Here is a 19358-nt window from a genome sequence, read left to right as displayed (position 1 = left end):
CGACCGATGACTTGGGGCCGGCATTAGCAGCGTTACGGCGAGACAAAAAGGACAGCGCGGCAACGCATGATCCTCCGCCGACGTGAAGAAGAAAATTCTTACACCATGGAGGAGACCACCATGCACTACCGCACCCGCAGCACCCCCTACCGGCTAAGCCGCACAGCCATCGCCCTCGCCGTCCTGGCTTTGGCAGCCCAGGCCGCCGCGCAGCAGGCCGACGCCGCTTCCGCCGCGACACCGGCGGCAGCCCCCATGCAGAAAGTCGAAGTCACCGGCTCCACCATCAAGCGCGTGGCCAGCGAAATGGCATTGCCGGTCACCACGGTCAAGGCCGACGAATTCGCCAACGCCGCGCTGACCACGGTGGCCGACGTGGTGACGTCCATGCCGGTGGCCTCGACCAACGTGCCGTCCGCCGCCGGCGCCGGCACCAACATGAATATGCGCGGCATCGGCATCAACCGCACGCTGGTGTTGCTGAACGGCCGGCGCATGGTGAACGAGCCGCTCAGCAACGGCTTTGTCAACGTCGACATGATACCGATGAGCGCCCTGAACCGCGTGGAAGTGCTGCGCGACGGCGCCTCCTCCACCTACGGCACCGACGCCATCGGCGGCGTGGTCAACTTCATCACCAAGCGCAGCTACAAGGGCTTGAACGTGACGGGACAGGCGGTGGTGCCGCAGGCATCCGGCGGCGGCCGCGAACACCGGCTCAGCATCCTGGGCGGCATCGGCGACCTGGAAGCGGACGGCTGGAATATTTACGCCACGGTCGATACGCACAAGCGCAGCGCGCTCGACGCCTCCGACCGCCCTGAGCTGAGCAGCCCCGAACGGCTGGCTGAACTGGGCATCGCGCCGCGCGCCGCCACCGGCAATTACGCGCAGCCGGCCAATGTGTTCTCGCCCAGCACCGGTATCACCGGCAATCCCTACTACGCCAGCGGCTGCACGGCGCCGTATTCCACGCCGGCGCTGCGCAACACCTGCATCCAGAACGCCAATTATTATGTGCTGGCGCTGCCGGCCAACGCGCAAACCACCTTCTTCACCAAGGGCAGCCTGAAGCTGTCCGAGGACCACCTGGTAACGGCCGAACTGCTGTACGCCAAGGAGCACATCACCACGCAGCGCGCGCCCAGCACCACGGTGGGCTTCAACGGCGCGGTGGCGCAGATTACGCCGAGCAGCCCGTACTATCCGGGCGGCTCCGCCGGCGTGCCGGCCATGGCGGGCCTGAACGGCTCCACCCTGAACGTGTCCTGGAGCGTGGCCGAGCTGGGGCCGGCCATTGCGCGCGACCAGCAGCAGGCCACCCGCCTGGTGCTGGCCGACGAAGGCCGCGTCGGCAAGTGGGACTATCGGCTGGGCTTCATCTACGGCGCCGGCGAGCGCGATTCCTGGTTCCGCCAGGGTTATGTGAACGGACTCAAGCTGCAAGCCGGCGTACGCAACGGCATCCTCAATCCCTTCGGCACGCAGAGCGCGGCAGGCCTGGCCTACCTGAAGGAGATTTCGGCCGACGGCGGCCAGATCCGGCACACCACCAATCTGTACACCGGGATCGACCTGACCGTCACGCGCGAGCTGATGCAACTGGGCGGCGGCGCGCTGACGCTGGCCGCCGGCGCCGAGTTCCATCACGACGCCAACAAGGACCGGGCGCTGGACGGCGTGATCGACGTGCCTTACCAGAACCGCCTGCCCAGCTACGCTTCGGGCAGCCGCAACATCAGCGCCCTGTTCATCGAGACCGACCTGCCGGTGACCAAGGAGCTGGACTTCAACATCGCCGCGCGCGCCGACAGCTATTCCGACTTCGGCAACACCGTCAATCCCAAAGCCAGCTTCCGCTACCAGCCGGCCAGGAACCTGATGCTGCGCGGTTCGGCCAGCACCGGCTTCCGCGCGCCGACGCTGTTCGACCGCTACGGCTACCGCCTGCCCGGCGCCACCGCGCTCACCACCAGCCGCTGGGACGATCCGGTGCTGTGCCCCGGCACCCCCGGCCTGGCAGGCACCGGCAAGCCGGTGGCGGGCGCCAATCCGCTCATCGTCTGCAACGCACAGCTGCCGGTGCAGCAGGGCAGCAATCCGGACGTGCTGCCCGAGAAATCGCGCAGCCTGACCTTCGGCGTCGTGCTGGAGCCGATGCGCAACATGATGCTGTCGCTGGACTACTACAACATCCACTTCCGCAACAGCATCGGCCAGCTGCCGCAGAACGCCATCTTCACCAACCCCGCCAAGTACGCCGACCTGTTCGTGCGCAATGCGAACGGCTCGCTGGCCTACGTGAAGAACACCGTGATGAACCTGGGCGACCTGCGCACCAGCGGCGTGGACGTCGGCTTCAGCTATGGCTTCCCGAGGCAGCCTGTGGGCGACTTCAAGATCGCCATGGACGGCACTTATGTGCACCAGTTCGAAAACCAGAACGAGAAGGACGGCGCCTGGATTTCCAACCTGGGGCGCTTCGGTTCGGTCGGATCGGGCAACGTCAGCGCCAGTCCCACCTACACCTTCCGCTGGAAGCATTCGCTGCGCCTGTCGTGGGCCAAGGGCGACTGGTTCTCGCAGCTGACGCAGAACTTCAACACCGGCTACCACGATTTGAACAACGTGGCGCCTGAGTACTTCCGCGACATCAAGCCGTATTCGGTGTGGAACCTGACCGCCTCCTACAAGGGCTTCAAGCACATCAACCTGACGGCGGGCGTGAGCAATCTGTTCGACACCGAACCGCCCGTCACCAACTCGAATTCGACCGCGTACGCCAACAACATCGCCAGCCCGATCGGGCGGGCGTTCAATGCGCGCGTGAGCTATGAATTCTGAGCGCGACAAGTTTTAAGGCCGGCCCCGGCCCGTTTTGGCGGGCGCCCGTGCCAAAAGCGCGGCGCCCACCCTTTTTTACCCAAATCCGAGACAGCACATGAAAATCGAACGAGTACAAGGAACCGTGTTCCACTATCTGACCAGCCGCAGCGTGGACAGCGCGGGGCACTCGCATCCCGGCCCGGAGAAGCGCGCCAACATGGCCATGATCACCATCACTGCCGACGACGGCAGCAAGGGCTACGCCTTCGGGCCGCCGGAAGTGGTGCGGCCGCACATCCTGGAAGCGTTCGCGCGCAAGGTGCTGATCGGGCAGGACCCGTTCGACCGCGAACGCCTGTGGCAGGACCTGGTGCACTGGCAGCGCGGCAGCGCCGGCCAGCTGACCGACCGCGCGCTGGCCGTCATCGAACAGGCGCTGTGGGACCTGGCGGGCCGCGCGCTGAACACCCCCGTGTACAAGCTGCTGGGCGCCTTCCGCGACAAGGTGCCGGCCTACGGCAGCACCATGTGCGGCGACGAGCTGAAAGGCGGCTTGTCCACGCCGGACGAGTACGCGGCGTTCGCCGTCAAGCTGGTCGAGCGCGGCTACAAGGCCATCAAGCTGCACACCTGGATGCCGCCGGTGTCGTTCGCGCCCAGCGTGGCGATGGACATCAAGGCTTGCGCGGCAGTGCGCGAGGCGGTCGGCCCGGACGTGGCGCTGATGCTGGACGGGTATCATTGGTACAGCCGCAGCGACGCGCTCACCATCGGCCGCGCGCTGGAACGGCTCAACTTCGCGTGGTTCGAGGAAATGATGAACGAGCAGAGCATCGCGTCCTACGCCTGGCTGGCCAACCAGCTCGACATCCCCATCGTCGGGCCGGAGTCGATCTCGGGCAAGCACCACAGCCGCGCCGACTGGGTGCAGGCGGGCGCCTGCGACATCCTGCGCGCCGGCGTGCCGGGCGTGGGCGGCATCACGCCGACCATGAAGGTCGCCGCGCTGGCGGACGCCTTTGGCATGAACTGCGAAGTACATGGCAACGGTGCGGCCAACCTGGCCGTCACCGCCGCCATCAAGAACTGCGAATGGTACGAGCGCGGCCTGCTGCATCCCTTCCTGGATTACGACGTGCCGCCGGCCTACCTGCGCAGCCTGCCGGACGCGATGGACGCCGACGGCTTCGTGCACCTGTCGCAGCAGCCAGGGCTGGGCGAGGACATCGACTTCGACTACATCGCGGCCAGCACCGTGGAATCCTACTAAGGCGCGGACATGAAACGTGCAATCAAACGGGCTTGCGGCGGTGCGGCTGGTGCTGCGCTGGCCGCGGCGCTTGCCGCCGCACTGGCACTGCCTGCGCCGGCGCTGGCGGCCACGCCGCGCGACCAGCTGGTGATAGGCATGAACATGAACAACCTGCTGTCGCTGGACCCGGCCGGCGCCACCGGCAACGACGTGCTGGGCGTGGTGGCCAACCTGTACGACTACCTGGTGGAGCTCGACCCGCACGACTTGAGCCAGGTGCGGCCGGCACTGGCCGAGCGCTGGGAGATCGCTCCGGACGGCATGAGCATCACTCTGTCGCTGCGCGGCGACGCGCGCTTCCAGAGCGGCCGCGCGCTGACCGCCGCCGACGCGGCCTGGTCGCTGCAGCGCGTGCTCAAGCTGAACCTGGCCATGGCGTCGCCGTGGAAAAGCTACGGCTTCAGCGCCGGCAACGCCGAGCGGCTGATCCAGGCGGTGGACGCGCGCACCCTGCGCATCACGCTGCCGGAACCGACCGATCCGAAGATGGTGCTGTACACGCTGGGCACCTCGGTCAGCGCGGCCATCCTGGACCGCGACACCGTGCTGGCGCACCAGAAGAACGGCGACCTGGGGGCGGCCTGGCTGCTGACGCACGCCGCCGGGTCCGGCCCATACGCGCTGACCGAATGGCGCGCCAAGGACGCCATGCTGCTGGACCGCTACGACGGCTACTGGCGCGGCCCGGCCAAGCTGCGCCGGGTGGTGATGCGGCACGTGCCGGAATCGCTGTCGCTGCGCTTCATGATTTCGCGCGGCGACGTCGACCTGGCGGCCGGCATGGCCGGTCCGGACATCGAAGCGCTCAAGCATGACGCCAGCGCGGTGGTGCAGCCGGTGCTGCGCGGCACCTCCTACTACGTGGCTGTGAGCATGAAGGATGCCAAGTTCGCGGACAAGCGGGTGCGGCTGGCGCTGCGCAAGCTGATCGACTACGACGGCATCAACAAGGCCATCATGCCGCACTACGGCGTGGCGCACCAGCGCCCGGTGATGATAGGGCTGACCGCCACGCTGCCCGATCCCGGCTACAAGCTGGACGTGGCGGCCGCCAAGCAGCTGCTGGCCGAAGCCGGTTATCCTAACGGCTTCCGCACTACCATCAAGGTGCTGTCCGATCCGCCCATGATCAACATCGCCACCGCGCTGCAAGGTACGCTGGCGCAGGCCGGCATCCAGGCCAGCATCCAGTCCGGCACCGGCAACCAGGTGTACGGCGCCATGCGCGACCGCAAGTTCGAGATCGTGGTGGGGCGCGGCGGCGGCGGCGTGGAGCCGCACCCTCATGCCAACCTGCGCGCGCTGGTCTACAACCCGGACAACCGCGACGCCGCCAAGCTGACCAACTTCCAGGGCTGGCGCACGTCCTTCCACAGCCCGGAGATCAACCGCCTGATCGAGCAGGCGGTGCGCGAGCGCGATCCGGATGCGCAAAACGCCATGTACCGCGAAGTGCAGCAGCTGTACGACAGCGAGGTGGGGGCGATCCAGCCTATCTCGCAGATGCTGGAGACGGTGGTGCTGAGCAAGCGGGTGCACGGCTACGTGGGTCATCCGTCCGCCACCACCCACTTGCGGGACGTCTACAAAGATTAGGCGCCCGCCCAAAAATGCTGGTCCATAAAAATAACGGAGACAAGACATGAAAGCTTTTCTGGCACGCGCCGGCGCCATGCGGGCGCGCTTGCTGAGCACCTTGGCCACGCTTTTTGGCCTGCTGGTGCTGACCTTCTTCATCGGCCGCGTGATGCCGATCGATCCGGTGCTGTCCATTGTGGGCCCGGATGCCGACGCCTCGACCTACCGTGAAGCGGCGGCGCGCCTGGGCCTGGACCAGCCGCTGTGGGTGCAGTTCGGCCGCTACCTGGGCGAACTGGCGCACGGCAACCTGGGCACCTCGCTGCTGACCGGGAACGCCGTCAGTGCCGACATTGCGCGGGTGTTCCCGGCCACCGTGGAACTGGCCACGCTCGCGATCGTGCTGGGCGTGCTGGCCGGCGTGCCGCTGGGCGTATGGGCCGCCAGCCGGCGCGGCCGCCTGGTGGACCATGTGGTGCGCGTCATCAGCCTGGCCGGGCATTCCACGCCGGTGTTCTGGTTCGCGATGATGGGACTGCTGGTGTTCTATGCCTGGCTGGGCTGGGCCGGCGGCTCGGGCCGCATCGCGCTGGCTTACGACGGCGCCATTCCTTCCGTCACCGGGCTGCTGCTGATCGACACGCTGCTGGCCGGGCACTGGGATGCGTTTGCCAACAGCGTCAGGCATATCCTGCTGCCGGCCTGCATTCTCGGCCTGCATTCAATGGCCTACATCAGCCGCATGACGCGCAGCTTCATGCTGGCGCAGCTGTCGCAGGAGTACATCCTGACGGCGCGCGTGAAAGGGCTGTCGGAGGCGGCCGTGATCTGGCGCCACGCCTTTCGCAACATCCTGGTGCAGCTGCTCACCATCGTCGCGCTGGCCTACGGCGGCCTGCTGGAAGGCGCGGTGCTGATCGAGACCGTGTTCGCCTGGCCGGGCTTCGGCCAGTACCTGACCAATAGCCTGCTGCTGGGCGATATGAACTCGGTGATGGGATGTGTGCTGCTGGTCGGCGTCATCTTCGTCACGCTCAACCTCGTCTCGGACGCCCTGTACCAAGTCTTCGATCCACGGATGCACTGATGCTGACCAATACCATGCCTGCTATTCCCGACCCAAGCGCCCCCGATGCCGCGCCGCCGCCCGCCAGGGCTGTGGCAGCCCCGGCCTCCGCTGGCTCCGCGCTGCGCGAATCGCTGCGGCGCGCGCTGCACCACCTGCTGCGCAATCCCATGACGCTGGCGGGCCTGATCGTGATCCTGCTGCTGATCGCGGTTGCCTGCTGCGCGCCCTGGATCGCCACCCACGACCCGCTGCGCCAGGACCTGGCCGCCACCTTGCAGGCGCCCGGCGCCGCGCACTGGTTCGGCACCGACGAATACGGCCGCGACACCTTCAGCCGCCTGGTGTACGGCGCCCGCACCACGCTCTACATTGTCGGTCTGGTCACCATCGTGGTCGGCCCGGTCGGGCTGGCGGTGGGCGCCGCGTCCGGCTACTTCGGCGGCTGGGTGGACGCGCTGTTCATGCGCATTACCGACATCTTCATCTCCTTTCCCAGCCTGGTGCTGGCGCTGGCCTTCGTGGCCGCGCTCGGGCCGGGCCTGGAGCATGCAGTGATCGCCATCGCGCTCACCGCCTGGCCGCCCATCGCGCGCCTGGCGCGGGCCGAGACGCGCACCCTGCGCAAGGCCGACTTCGTGGCGGCCGTGCAGCTGCAGGGCGCCTCGCCGCTGCGCATCCTGGTGCGGCACATCGCGCCGCTGTGCCTGTCCTCGGTGCTGGTGCGGCTGACCATGAACATGGCCGGCATCATCCTCACCGCCGCTGGCCTCGGCTTCCTCGGCCTGGGCGCGCAGCCGCCGTCGGCCGAGTGGGGCGCCATGATCTCGGCCGGGCGCCGCTACATGATGGAGTGCTGGTGGCTGGTGGCCATGCCCGGCGCCGCCATCATGGTGGTCAGCCTGGCCTTCAACCTGCTGGGCGACGGCCTGCGCGACGTGTTCGATCCACGCAGCTGACAAGGAACGATGATGACGAAAACGGAAACCAAAACTGAAACCAAGCTGGAAGTGGAAGACCTGAGCGTGCGTTTTGCCACCCGCGACGGTCTGGTTGACGCGGTGCGCGGCGTGTCCTTCAAGCTGGGGCGCGAGAAGCTGGCAATCGTCGGCGAATCCGGTTCCGGCAAGTCGACCGTGGGCCGCACGCTGCTCAAGCTGCATCCGGCCAGCGCCCGCATCGACGCGCGCGTGCTGCGCTTCGGCGGCACCGACCTGCTGCAGGCCGGCGAGAAGCAGATGCGCGCCATACGCGGCCAGCGCATGTCCATGATCATGCAGGACCCGAAGTACTCGCTGAACCCGGTAATGAAGGTGGGCGACCAGATCGCCGAAGCCGTGCTGGCGCATGAGAAAGGGCGGCGGCTACCGCGCGCCCAGGTGCGCGAGCGCGTCATCGCCATGCTGGAACAGGTGCGCATCCGGGATCCGCACAAGGTCTACGAGCGCTACCCGCACGAGGTCTCCGGCGGCATGGGACAGCGCATCATGATCGCCATGATGCTGATCCCGAATCCCGAGGTGGTGATCGCCGACGAACCGACTTCGGCGCTGGACGTGTCGGTGCGCGCCCAGGTGCTGTCGGTGCTGGACGACCTGGTGGGACAGCGCGACCTGGGCCTGATCTTTATCAGCCACGACCTGAACCTGGTGCGCCATTTCTGCGACCGCGTGCTGGTGATGTACGCCGGCCGCGTGGTCGAATCCATCGCTGCGGCGGACCTGGACCATGCGCAGCATCCCTACACCCGTGGCCTGCTGGCCGCGCTGCCCAGCATCGACATGCGGCGCCCGGTGCTGCCGGTGCTGCAGCGCGATCCCGCCTGGCTGGCCAATTAGGAGTCCGATCCATGATTACGGTAAACGACCTGGCGCTGACTTTCGGCAGCGGCGCCCAGGGCAACAAGGTATTGAACGAAGTGGGCTTCTCGGTGCGTGAAGGGGAAGTGTTTGGCCTGGTGGGCGAGTCGGGATCCGGCAAGAGCACGGTGCTGCGCTGCCTGGCCGGGCTGTACTCGCACTGGCAAGGCGACATGCGCATCGCCGGCCAGCCGCTGGGCCGCACGATAGACCGCGAGCGCTGCCGGCTGATGCAGATGGTGTTCCAGGACCCTTACGGCTCGCTGCACCCGCGCCACACGGTAGACACGGCGCTGTCGGAGCCGCTGAAGATCCACAAGATGGACAACATCGGCGGGCGCGTGCGGCAGATGCTGCTGAAAGTGGGGCTGAACGATTCGTTCCGCTACCGCTATCCGCACCAGATGTCCGGCGGCCAGCGGCAGCGCGTGGCGATTGCCCGCGCGCTGATCCTGGAGCCGCGCATCCTGCTGCTGGACGAGCCCACCTCCGCGCTGGACGTGTCGGTGCAGGCCGAGATCCTGAACCTGCTGGCCGAGCTGCGCGCGCGCGACGGACTGACCTACATCCTCGTGACGCACGACCTGGGCGTGGTGGTGCACCTGTGCGACCGCGTGGCGGTGATGCAGCAGGGCCGCATCGTCGATACGCTCGACAGCGCCCTGCTCAGCAACGGCGGCGCCAGCCACCCCTACACCCGCAGCCTGGTTGAAGCGACGCGCAGCTGCAGCAGGGAAATGGCGACTGCGTGAGGTGACTCGTCCAACACGACGCGGCGCAGGGCGGGTTAGCCGGAACGGCGCCACCCGCCACGCTTAGCGCGCCTTCGGCTCAAAGCGGCGCAGGAAGTCCAGCAGCGCCTGGGCGGCGATCTCGGCGTCGTCGGCCGTCATGGTTTCCAGCGGGTTGTGGCTGATGCCGCCGTTGCCGCAGCGCGTGAACAGCATGGCCACGTCGGCGATGGCGGCCATGGCCATGGCGTCGTGTCCTGCTCCCGACAGCAGGTCGAAGCGCTGCAAGCCGGTGCGCTCGACCGCCGCGCCCAGCTGGTCCATCAGCCACGGCGCGCACGGCGCGGCGGCCGCCTCCACCACTTTCTCCAGCTTGAACTCGATGTGGCGCCGCTCGCAGATCGCCGCGATGCCGTCCAGGACGTCCTTCACGGCCGCCTGGCGCACCGCGTCGTCCGCAGCGCGGATGTCGAGCGACAGCTTGCACGCGCCCGGAATCACGTTTACCGAACCGTTCGGCACTTGCAGCTGTCCCACGGTGCCCACCAGCGCCTCCGCCGTGCCGCAGCGCTGTTCCACCAGCAGCACGATCTCGGCGGCGGCGGCGGCGGCGTCCTTGCGCATGGTCATCGGCGTGGTGCCGGCATGGCTGGCCAGCCCGCGCAGTTCGACCAGGTAGCGCGAGCTGCCGGCAATTGCGGTGACCACGCCCAGCGGCAGGCCGCGCTGCAGCAGCACCGGCCCTTGCTCGATGTGCACTTCCACGAAAGCCAGCAGCCTGGCTGGATCGCGCGCGATCGCCGGAATGGCGGACACGTTGTGGCCGGCGCCGGCCAGTGCGGTGCGCATGCTCACGCCGTCCGCATCCAGCTGCTCCAGCAGGTTCATGTCGAAGCGGCCGGTGATGGCGTTACTGCCCAGGAAAGTGGAGCGGAAACGCACGCCTTCTTCCTCGGCAAAGCCGACGATCTCGAAATCGAAGGGCAGCTTTTCGCCGGTGGCGTGCAGGTGCTTGACGATGGCGATCGGCAGCAGGATGCCGAGGCGGCCGTCGTACTTGCCGCCGTTGCGCACGGTGTCGTAGTGCGAGCCGGTCATCAGCGTCTTGGCGTTGGCGGCGCCGGACAGGTAGCGGCCCACCACGTTGCCCACCTCGTCGATGTGCACTTCCATGCCGGCTTCGCGCATCCAGTTTGCCAGCTGCGCGGCCGATTTCAGGTGCGCTTCGGTCATGTAGGCGCAGGTCAGCCCGTCGGCGTCGTCGCTCCATTGCGCCAGCTCTTCGGACCACTGCATGATGGCCGGACCGAAGTCCATCTGCACGCCCAGCAGGTCGTTGATGCGCATTTCGGCGATGCGGTGGATCTGGCGCAGGCATTCCTGCTGTTCATCGCTGACCTGATTGCGGAAGCGGCGGGTGAAGGTGGCGATGATCTGCTGGCGCGTCAGGCCGTTGCCGGTCGGGCCTTTCACGGCCAGGATGAAGGGGAAGCCGAACTTGGCGTTGTAGTCGGCGTTCAGCGTGTGCAGCATCGCGAACTCTTCGGCGCTGCACAGGTTCAGGCCGGACTTGGCCTGCTCGCTGGTCGATTCGGCCGTCAGCTCGCCGGCGATGGCGGCCTTGCCAGCCAACTCCGGGTGGGCGCGGATCAGGCCCAGTTGTTCTTCCTGCGTGGCCTTGCCGACCTCCGCCTGCAAGGCCTGCTTCAGCGCCGTCACGCTGGCGAAAGGACGCAGCGCGGCGGCGCGCTGCGGAATCCATGGCGAGTGCTCGTAGATGCCGTGCAGGCGCTCGGCGAAAGTGGGGACGTCGCAGCTATTCAGTTCGGAGAGTGTAGTCATCGTTATATCCATCCTTGGAACGTCGATGATATATCTGCCTGTATAGGCGGGCTATACGCCGTCGCCTATGACCCTTATCATTTCAGCAGACCTTTCGCTGCCTCGCTCACCTGGTCGCGCAGCCATTTGTGCTCGGGCGCGGCGTGCACGCGCTCGTGCCACAGCTGGTAGAAGCGCATCGGCGGGAACTTGATCGGCACCGTATAGGTCTTCAGCGGCAGCGTCTTCTCGTGGAAGCGGATGAACTGGCGGCCGGTGGTCAGCACCAGGTCGGTCTGCGTCAGCATGTAGGGGATCAGGCCAAAGTAGGCCGATTCCACCATCACGTTGCGGCGCATGTTCTGGCGCTCGAGGAAGGAGTCGATCACGCCGTGGTAGCCGGGCAACAGTTGCGACGGCGCCACGTGCGGCAGCGACAGGTAGTCCTCGGCCGTCATGGCGTCGCTGGGGGTGCGCTTGGCGTACGGTGCGCCGGCGTGCATGGCGCAGATGATGGGGTCCTCGAACAGCTTGGACATGTGCAGGTGCTCGGGCGGCTCGTCCCAGTTGGCGATGACCAGATCGAGGTCGCCGTCGGACAGCAGGCGCACGTAGTCCACCCCCGGCCCCAGGCCGTGGATGATGATGCGGCTGAGCGGCGAGCCGCGCCGCAGCAGCGACACCACGTTGGGCAGGAACTGCGTGTCCAGGTAGTCCGGCGCGGCGATGTGGAAGGTGCGCGCTTCTTCCTGCGGCACGAAGGGCGTCTTCTTGATGAACAGGTTTTCCGTTTCATCGAGGATGCGCTTGGCCGGCTTGAGCAGGCTTTCGCCGTGCTGGGTCGGCACCATGCCGCGCGCGCCGCGCACCAGCAGCGGGTCGCCGGTCAGCTCGCGCAGCTTGCGCAGGGAGGCGGAGATCGATGGCTGCGGCTGATTCAACTTCAGCGCCACGCGCGACACGTTCTTCTCCACCAGCAGCAGGTAGAGGATGCGGATCAGGTGCAGATCGAGATTTTTGGGCAGGCTGGACATAGGCTGGCTTTATATCAGATCGAATATGTCGAATATACGATATATTTCATGGCGCTGGGCCGAAAACCGTTTATCTTCTGTAAATTGCCGCCACTTCATTCTTGAGGAATCCATGGAAGTTTTCGCCTATCTGATCCCGTATGGCCTCGAATGGCTGAACCTGATCGTGCGCTGGCTGCACATCATCACCGGCATCGCCTGGATAGGCGCCTCGTTCTACTTCGTCTGGCTGGACAATTCCATCCGCCCGCCCGCACCGGGCTCCGAACTGGCGCGCAAGGGCGTGTCGGGCGAACTGTGGGCGGTGCACGGCGGCGGTTTCTACCACCCGCAGAAGTACCTGGTGGCGCCGGCCGAACTGCCCAAGGAACTGCACTGGTTCAAATGGGAAGCTTACACCACTTGGCTGTCGGGCTTCGCGCTGCTGACCATCGCCTACTATTTCAATGCGCAGGCCATGATGATCGACCAGTCGGTGGCGGACCTGAGCAGCCTGCAGGCCATCGGTATCGGCCTCGCCTCGCTGGTGGTCGGCTGGACCGTGTACGACCTGCTGTGCCGCTCCGCGCTGGGCAAGCACGACTTCTGGTTCGGCGTGGTGGTGTTCGCGCTGCTGGTGGCGGCGTCCTGGGTGCTGACGCATTTCCTCAGCGGCCGCGCGGCCTATATCCACGTGGGCGCCATGATAGGCACCATCATGGTGGCCAATGTGCTGATGCTGATCATCCCCGGCCAGCGCAAGATGGTGGCGGCCATGGCGGCCGGCGGCCTGCCGGACCCGGTGCACGGCCAGCGCGCCAAGCAGCGCAGCGTGCATAACAACTACTTCACCTTGCCGGTGCTGTTCATCATGATCAGCAACCACTACGCGATGACCTACCGCCACGAGCACGCGTGGCTGGTGCTGGCCGTGATCATGGCGGCGGGCGTGTTTATCCGCCACTTCTTCAACCTGCGCCACAAAGGCCGCACGGAGTGGCGCTATCCGGCCATCGGCGTGGCGCTGCTGCTGGCGGTGGCGGTGGCGATAGCGCCCAAGCCTCCAGCGGCCCGTGCCGCCGCCGCCGCGGCAGCACAGGCGGCCGCGCCGGTATCGCAATTTGGCAAGGTGCAGGCCGTCATGGCGCAGCGTTGCGTGGCCTGCCACGCTGCGGCGCCCACACAGCCCGGCTTTGCGGCGGCGCCGGCCGGCGTCATGCTGGAGAACGAAGCGGAGATTCGCCAGAATGCGGAGAAGATTTACAAACAGACGGTGCAGCTGAAAGCCATGCCGCTCGCGAACCTGACCAATATGACCGACGACGAACGCGCCCTGGTGGCGGCCTGGTTCGAATCCGGCGCAAAATAAAGGAGCAACATGAGCAAGCAAGAACAACTGATCCAGTGGATCGACGCCCATTTCGACGAGCAGGTGGCCTTCCTGCAGCAAGTGCTGCGCGTGCCCACCGACACCCCGCCCGGCAACAACGCGCCGCACGCGGACATGATCGCCGAGGCGGTCAAGGCCTACGGCTGGGAAGCCGAGCAGCACGCCGTGCCGGAGCAGGTGGTGCGCGACTATGGCATGGAAACCATCACCAACCTGATCGTGCGACGCCCGTACGCGGACGGCGGCCCCACCGTGGCCCTGAATGCGCACGGCGACGTGGTGCCGCCCGGCGAAGGCTGGACCTATCCGCCCTACGGCGGCGTGGTCGACAACGGCTACATCTACGGCCGCGCCGCCGCCGTCTCGAAATGCGACTTCGCCACCTACATCTTCGCCGCGCGCGCGCTGGAAGCGCTGGGCGTTCCGCTGAAAGGCAAGCTGGAACTGCACTTCACCTACGACGAGGAGTTCGGCGGACTGCTGGGACCCGGCTGGCTGCTGGAGCAAAAGCTCACCAGGCCGGACTATGTCATCGCGGCGGGCTTCAGCTACAACATCGTCACCGCGCACAACGCTTGCCTGCAGTTCGAGATCACCGTGCACGGCAAGTCCGGCCACGGCGCCATGCCGGAAACCGGCCATGATGCGCTGCAGGCTGCAACGAAAATCCTGAACGCGCTCTACAGCCAGGTGGCGGAACTGAAGAAGGTCAAGTCCAAGGTGCCCGGCATCGACAGCCCCACCATGCTGGTGGGCCGCATCGATGGCGGCACCAACACCAACGTGGTGCCCGGCAAGGTGGTGATGAAGATGGACCGCCGCATGATCCCGGAAGAGGACCCGGTGGCGGTGGAGGCGCAGGTGCGCGCGCTGATCGAAGAGGCGGTGCACGGCGAACCCGGTATCCGCATCGAGATCAAGCGCCTGCTGCTGTCGCACGCGCTGCGCCCGCAGCCGGGTTCCGAACAGCTGGTGGCCAACATCCAGAAGAACGCCAAGGCCATCCTGGGTGAGGACATCCCGGCCGTCGGCACCCCGCTGTACGCCGACGCGCGCCTGTACGGCGAGCAGGGCATTCCGGCCGTGCTGTACGGCGCCGGCCCGCGCACCGTGCCCGAATCGAACGCCAAGAAGGCCGATGAGCGCCTGGCATTGGACGATTTGCGCAAAGCGACTAAAATCGTGGCACTGACGTTGGCCGACTTCCTGGCCTGAACAAGGAGCTGCGATGTTTGAAAAGAAGATGATGGCAGGCTGGGGCGACATGGACTTCAACAGCCATATGCGCAACACGGCCTTCCTGGACAAGGCCGGCGACGTGCGCATGCTGTTCCTGTCGGAGCACGGTTTCAGCATGGGCGAGTTCAAGCGCCAGAACATCGGCCCGGTGGTGATGAAGGACGACATCGCGTACTTCAAGGAAGTGATGCTGCTGGAGTCCATCACCGTGACGCTCGGCCTGGCCGGCATGTCGGAAGACGGTAGCCGCTGGCTGTTGCGCAGCGACGTGTATCGCGGCGACGGCAAGCTGGCTGCGCGCATTACCAGCGCCGGCGGCTGGCTGGACCTGGTGGCGCGCAAGCTGATCGTGCCGCCGCCGGCATTGCTGGCCACCTGGCAGATACTGGAGAAGACCGAGGACTTCACCGAGCTGCCCAGCAGCGTGGCGCGCTGAACGTTAGCGGAACACCGGGCGGAAGAACGAGCGCTCGTAGCTGATGAAGCACTTGGTCTTCTTATAGTAATTGACCGCCGCGATGCATTCTTCATCGGTGGCGGCGGCGATGCGGTACTGCTCGTAGGCCGCCAGCGATTCGAATGAGAACGAAGCCAGCGCCACGTCGCTGGCGCCTTCGCTGGGCATCAGGTAGCCGTGGTGTGTGCCGCCCAGTTTTTCGACCAGCGGTATCCACAAGCGGGCGTAGTGTTCAAATTCCGGCAGCTTGTCCGCATCGATGATGTAGCGCAGATGGCAGGTGATCATAGGGTGTCCTTGAAAATTCGAGAACCAGCAATGTATATCAATTACGCGCGGGGCGCTCCTCAACGTCTCGCGCTTTTGGCCATCCGCGCCTATCAGCGCTATCTTTCCCCACGCAAGGGCTTTGTCTGCGCGTTCCGCGTCCACACGGGACGCGACGGCTGCTCGGCCTACGGCTTGCGCGTGATCGGGCGCTACGGACTGCGGCGCGGGCTGGTGCTGCTGGACCGCCGCCTGAGCGATTGCGGCCACCAGCACCGCCTGCACGCGCCGCCATGCCCTGCCAGGCATCCGGCGCTGCAGCGCCAGGCCGGCTTCTGCGATCTGCCGTCCTGCGACGTCCCTGCCGGTGGTGGGGCAGCTTGCCGGGTGCTCGGTCCTGCGCTGGAAACCCTGGACGCGGCGTGCACCTGCGCCGATGTCTGCAGCGCTTGCGACTGGCGGCGCGATTCCTACCGGGTGAGCAAATCGGTCAAGGACAAATACAAGCGCAATCGCGTGGTTCCGCCGGCCGGCTAGGCGCAATCAGCAGACCACTTGCATTTCGTCAATGCAGCCAGGCAGGGCATGGCCGTAGACTGGCTGGATGCCGAACTCCGCGCCGCCTGCACGTTTCGATTTGCCCTGGAAACTGGCACTGACACACGCCTTCCGGGCCTTCATGGCCTTCTTTTTTGCCGATCTCTGCGCTCAAATAGACTGGTCCGGGCGGCCGCGCTTCCGCGACAAGGAACTGGCCGGCATCGGCTTCGGCGATGCGCCGGACGGCATGGTGGCCGGTTGGCGACCGCATGCGTTCCGAAACCAGATACTGGGCACGGTGATGGGCATCTCTTTCGCCACCGCAAAGCTGGTGGACTATGCTGACCGAAGCGATGCATTGCTGGCTTCGCACAAGCAGGCATTCATGGATAAGGGATGGAAGAAGGGGCTTGAAAAAGGGGCTTGAAAAGGGGCTGGAAAAGGCATGGAGAAGGGACTGGAAAAAGGCCTTCAGCAGGGGCGCAAAGAAGGTGCGGCAGCGCTGCTGGAACGGCAGCTTAGTCGGCGATTCGGACCGCTGCCGCCAACCGTCCGGACCAGGCTGGCCGAGGCCAGCGCAGAGCAGGTGGCAGCCTGGAGCGATGCACTGCCGGAGTCGCAATCGCTGCAGCAAGTGTTTGGATAAAAGAAAAAGGCCGGGAACTTGTCCCGGCCTTGTTGCTTACTTCTTCAGCGTGCGTTCGAACAGCTGGTAGATGCGGCGGTACTGGTCGTACCAGCTTTCCGGCTGCAGGTAGGCGTGGCGCTCCAGCGGATAGCTGGCCAGTTCCCAGTTGTCCTTCTTCAGTTCGATGAAGCGCTGCGCCATGCGCACCGAGTCCTGGTAGAACACGTTGTCGTCCACCATGCCGTGCGCGATCAGCAGGTTGCCTTTCAGCTTGTCCGCGTATTCGATCGGCGACGACACCTTATACGCTTCCGGGTCCAGCTCCGGCGTGTTCAGGATGTTGGCGGTGTATTCGTGGTTATAGGTGGTCCAGTCGGTGACGGGACGCAGCGCCGCGCCGGACTTGAATTTCTCCGGCTCGCGCAGCAGCGCCATGAAGGTCATGAAGCCGCCATAGCTGCCGCCGTAGATGCCCACGTTGTCCGCGTCGCCCTGGTGCTTGGCCACCATCCAGTTCAGGCCGTCCACGTAGTCGTCCAGCTCCGGGTGGCCCATCTGGCGGTAGATGGCAGTGCGCCAGTCGCGGCCGTAGCCCTTGGAGGCGCGGTAGTCCATGTCCAGCACGATGTAGCCCTTTTCAACCAGCAGGTTGTGGAACATCTGCTCGCGGAAGTAGACCGGGAAGCGCTTGGTGGTGTTCTGCAGGTAGCCGGCGCCATGCACGAACAGCACCACCGGATACTTCTTGCCCGCTTCCAGCTTGGCCGGGCGGTACAGCTTGGACCAGATCGGGCCGGCGCCGTGCGTGGAGGGCACCGCCACCAGTTCCGGCTGCACCCAGCTGCGCGCCTTGTAGTCCGGCGTGCGGGTGTCGGTCAGCCTGACGGCGGCGCCGATGGCGCCGGAACCCACGGTCACGGTGGCAATCTGCGCCGGCATGTAGGCCGACGAGTGGTGCACCAGCAGCTTGCGCTGGTCGGGCGACACGGCGTACTGTTCCACGCCGCCTTCCAGCGCGGTCACTTCGCGCACCGACGCCTCTTTCGCGTTGACGGCGCATACTTCGTACGCGCCCGGCATGGCGCGGTTGCACAGCACGAAGGCGGTGCCGCCGTCGGCCGACCAGGTCACGCGCGTGGCTTCCCACTTGCCCTGCGTGAGCGCGCGCTGCTTGCCGTCGGCGCCCAGCGTGTACAGGTGCGAGTAGCCGCTTTCCTCGGACAGGAACCACAGCGTGGCGTTGTCCGGTAGCCAGCCGAACTCGTTGTAGCTGCCGTTCACCCAGGCTGTGTCGCTGACGCGGTGCAGCGGCCTGAGAGCCGCGCCGGGCAGGTCGATGGCGGCGATCCAGCGGTCCTTGTTGTCCACCGCGCGTAGCATCACGGCCACCTTGGCGCCATTGTCGGTCCAGGAAATGCCGCCATCGGTCTCGTCGTCCAGGCGCACCGCGCGGTTGCCTTTCTGCGCCGGCAGCTTCTGCGCCTCGCGCATGGCTGCCAGCGGGTCGGTGGCGATGCCGGGCAGGGCGTCGAATTTGATGTCCTGCACTTCGCGCGTTTTCAGGTCCACCAGTTTTAGCGACTGCGCCTTGGGCATGTCGCGGCCGACGCGGGTGCGCTGGTCGTCGGCTTCCTCGTATCCCGATTCGGTCACGTAGCGCGGCATTTTGCCGATGCGGCCCTTGTCGCCCTTGGGCGAGGTGGCGATCACCAGGTAGCGGCCGTCCGGCGACAGCGAGGTAGCGTCGATCACGACCTTCTCGCCCAGGTAGATTTGCTGCGGCGCGCGGGTGGCGTCGGCCGCGCGCTCGGCATCGGCGCGTTCGCGCAACGCGTCCTTGTCGTCCTTCTGGCGCTGCAGCGTGGTAATCAGGCGCAGCTGCAGGTCACGCAGCGAATCGGCGTCCGGCGCTGCGGCCGGGTCCTTTGCGGTGCGCGGCAGCGCCACCGGGGACACCAGGCGCTCGGCGCGGTTCCAGCTGTACCAGTCGTGGCCCACGCGGTACTGCACGCTGCGCCCGTCGGCCGAGTACTGCGCCGCCACCGGGGCCGGCGTGGCGCCCTTGCTGATCTGGGTCAGCGCGCCGGTCTTCAGGTCGCGCTCGAACAGGTCGCCGTTGCGCAGCATCAGCGCGCGGCTGCGCTCTCGGTTGTACTGCACGCTGGCGCTGTCCAGGCTGGCCAGTTCGCTGTCGGCCACCTTGCGCGGCGGCAGGTCGGCGCGCGCGGCGGCCTGGGAGCTGGTCTGGAAGGTGTCGCGCAGCGGCGACGCGCTGCGCTTCTGCTTGAAATACACCTGCTTGCCGTCCCAGCTCCACCACGCGGTTTCCACCGGGGTGCCCAGCCAGTCCGGGTGGGACATGGCCTGGTCGAGGCTGATCGGGGTGGGAGTCTGGCTTTGGGCTGCGGCCGGGATCGCCAGCGCGGCGCACAGTGCCGCGGCGAGCGCGGAAGGGGCAAAAATTCGCATCGTTTCTTGTGGGAATGGGCAAAGTTGAGCGGGCATTCTAGCGCAAGTGGCAGGCCTCTTATGTATAAGCATGTATCAGCATGCAAGCCGGGGGAGGCCTTATCTAAAGGCTAATGAGGAAAATGTTACATCCCGGCGGCAATTGTGTAAGCTGGTCCGGTC

17 protein-coding genes are annotated in these 19358 nt (G+C 66.2%); 13 read left to right on the top strand and 4 right to left on the bottom strand.

All coding sequences use genetic code 11. The features are described from left to right. Positions 1-120 precede the first annotated feature (120 nt). The 7 genes from AC6H42_RS18230 to AC6H42_RS18200 all read left to right on the top strand — a co-directional run bounded on the left by AC6H42_RS18230 (position 121) and on the right by AC6H42_RS18200 (position 9393). Positions 121-2844, top strand: a complete 2724-nt coding sequence (locus AC6H42_RS18230; RefSeq protein WP_229418051.1) for a TonB-dependent receptor plug domain-containing protein — start codon at positions 121-123, stop codon at positions 2842-2844. 97 nt (positions 2845-2941) lie between these two features. Next, positions 2942-4096, top strand: coding sequence for a mandelate racemase family protein (locus tag AC6H42_RS18225; RefSeq protein ID WP_057153436.1), 1155 nt, complete (start codon positions 2942-2944; stop codon positions 4094-4096). A gap of 9 nt (positions 4097-4105) precedes the next feature. Then, the gene (locus AC6H42_RS18220; RefSeq protein WP_497548646.1) at positions 4106-5734 is read left to right on the top strand and encodes an ABC transporter substrate-binding protein; all 1629 of its coding nucleotides are present in this window, start codon (positions 4106-4108) and stop codon (positions 5732-5734) included. A gap of 46 nt (positions 5735-5780) precedes the next feature. After that, positions 5781-6803 carry an ABC transporter permease gene (locus AC6H42_RS18215; protein WP_057153437.1) on the top strand — a complete coding sequence of 341 codons (1023 nt, stop codon included), beginning with the start codon at positions 5781-5783 and terminating at the stop codon, positions 6801-6803. Between the two features lie 14 nt (positions 6804-6817). After that, positions 6818-7741 carry an ABC transporter permease gene (locus tag AC6H42_RS18210; protein ID WP_057153717.1) on the top strand — a complete coding sequence of 308 codons (924 nt, stop codon included), beginning with the start codon at positions 6818-6820 and terminating at the stop codon, positions 7739-7741. A 12-nt stretch (positions 7742-7753) separates the two neighbouring features. Beyond that, the gene (locus tag AC6H42_RS18205; protein ID WP_057153438.1) at positions 7754-8620 is read left to right on the top strand and encodes an ABC transporter ATP-binding protein; all 867 of its coding nucleotides are present in this window, start codon (positions 7754-7756) and stop codon (positions 8618-8620) included. A gap of 11 nt (positions 8621-8631) precedes the next feature. After that, positions 8632-9393 carry an ABC transporter ATP-binding protein gene (locus AC6H42_RS18200; protein ID WP_497548645.1) on the top strand — a complete coding sequence of 254 codons (762 nt, stop codon included), beginning with the start codon at positions 8632-8634 and terminating at the stop codon, positions 9391-9393. 63 nt (positions 9394-9456) lie between these two features. Here the strand turns inward: AC6H42_RS18200 and AC6H42_RS18195 are convergent, their stop codons facing one another. Both AC6H42_RS18195 and AC6H42_RS18190 read right to left on the bottom strand, forming a co-directional pair. Then, on the bottom strand, positions 9457-11214 hold the full coding sequence (locus AC6H42_RS18195) for an allantoate amidohydrolase (protein ID WP_497548644.1): 1758 nt from the start codon (positions 11212-11214) through the stop codon (positions 9457-9459). A gap of 77 nt (positions 11215-11291) precedes the next feature. Continuing rightward, complete coding sequence (locus AC6H42_RS18190; RefSeq protein WP_057153441.1) at positions 11292-12227, bottom strand: LysR substrate-binding domain-containing protein; 936 nt, start codon at positions 12225-12227, stop codon at positions 11292-11294. A 112-nt stretch (positions 12228-12339) separates the two neighbouring features. Here AC6H42_RS18190 and AC6H42_RS18185 point away from each other — a divergent pair, with 112 nt between their 5' ends. From AC6H42_RS18185 to AC6H42_RS18175, 3 genes are read left to right on the top strand one after another with little or no spacing between them, the layout of a single operon-like run. Further along, entirely contained in the window at positions 12340-13575 is a 1236-nt protein-coding gene (locus AC6H42_RS18185; protein ID WP_497548643.1) for a urate hydroxylase PuuD, read from the top strand. A 9-nt stretch (positions 13576-13584) separates the two neighbouring features. Continuing rightward, complete coding sequence (locus AC6H42_RS18180; RefSeq protein ID WP_497548642.1) at positions 13585-14811, top strand: M20/M25/M40 family metallo-hydrolase; 1227 nt, start codon at positions 13585-13587, stop codon at positions 14809-14811. Positions 14812-14824: 13 nt separating this feature from the next. Continuing rightward, positions 14825-15271 (top strand): thioesterase family protein, encoded by a 447-nt coding sequence (locus tag AC6H42_RS18175; protein WP_497548641.1) that lies wholly within the window; start codon positions 14825-14827, stop codon positions 15269-15271. Between the two features lie 3 nt (positions 15272-15274). Here AC6H42_RS18175 and AC6H42_RS18170 read toward each other — a convergent pair whose 3' ends face one another. Continuing rightward, the gene (locus AC6H42_RS18170) at positions 15275-15580 is read right to left on the bottom strand and encodes an NIPSNAP family protein (RefSeq protein WP_057153445.1); all 306 of its coding nucleotides are present in this window, start codon (positions 15578-15580) and stop codon (positions 15275-15277) included. Positions 15581-15610: 30 nt separating this feature from the next. Between AC6H42_RS18170 and yidD the strand changes: the two genes are divergently transcribed. The 3 genes from yidD to AC6H42_RS18155 all read left to right on the top strand — a co-directional run bounded on the left by yidD (position 15611) and on the right by AC6H42_RS18155 (position 16745). Beyond that, positions 15611-16096 carry a membrane protein insertion efficiency factor YidD gene (yidD, locus tag AC6H42_RS18165; protein ID WP_082551524.1) on the top strand — a complete coding sequence of 162 codons (486 nt, stop codon included), beginning with the start codon at positions 15611-15613 and terminating at the stop codon, positions 16094-16096. A gap of 67 nt (positions 16097-16163) precedes the next feature. Beyond that, a complete protein-coding gene (locus tag AC6H42_RS18160; protein WP_157200800.1) occupies positions 16164-16526 on the top strand; it encodes a hypothetical protein in 363 nt (120 codons plus the stop codon). An 18-nt stretch (positions 16527-16544) separates the two neighbouring features. Further along, positions 16545-16745 (top strand): DUF4351 domain-containing protein, encoded by a 201-nt coding sequence (locus AC6H42_RS18155; RefSeq protein WP_497548640.1) that lies wholly within the window; start codon positions 16545-16547, stop codon positions 16743-16745. Between the two features lie 36 nt (positions 16746-16781). Here AC6H42_RS18155 and AC6H42_RS18150 read toward each other — a convergent pair whose 3' ends face one another. Beyond that, complete coding sequence (locus AC6H42_RS18150; RefSeq protein WP_497548639.1) at positions 16782-19196, bottom strand: S9 family peptidase; 2415 nt, start codon at positions 19194-19196, stop codon at positions 16782-16784. Positions 19197-19358: the final 162 nt, after the last annotated feature.

This window comes from Massilia sp. NBRC 108631 (genome assembly GCF_059704565.1).
This window is presented reverse-complemented; position numbering and strand designations above follow the sequence as displayed.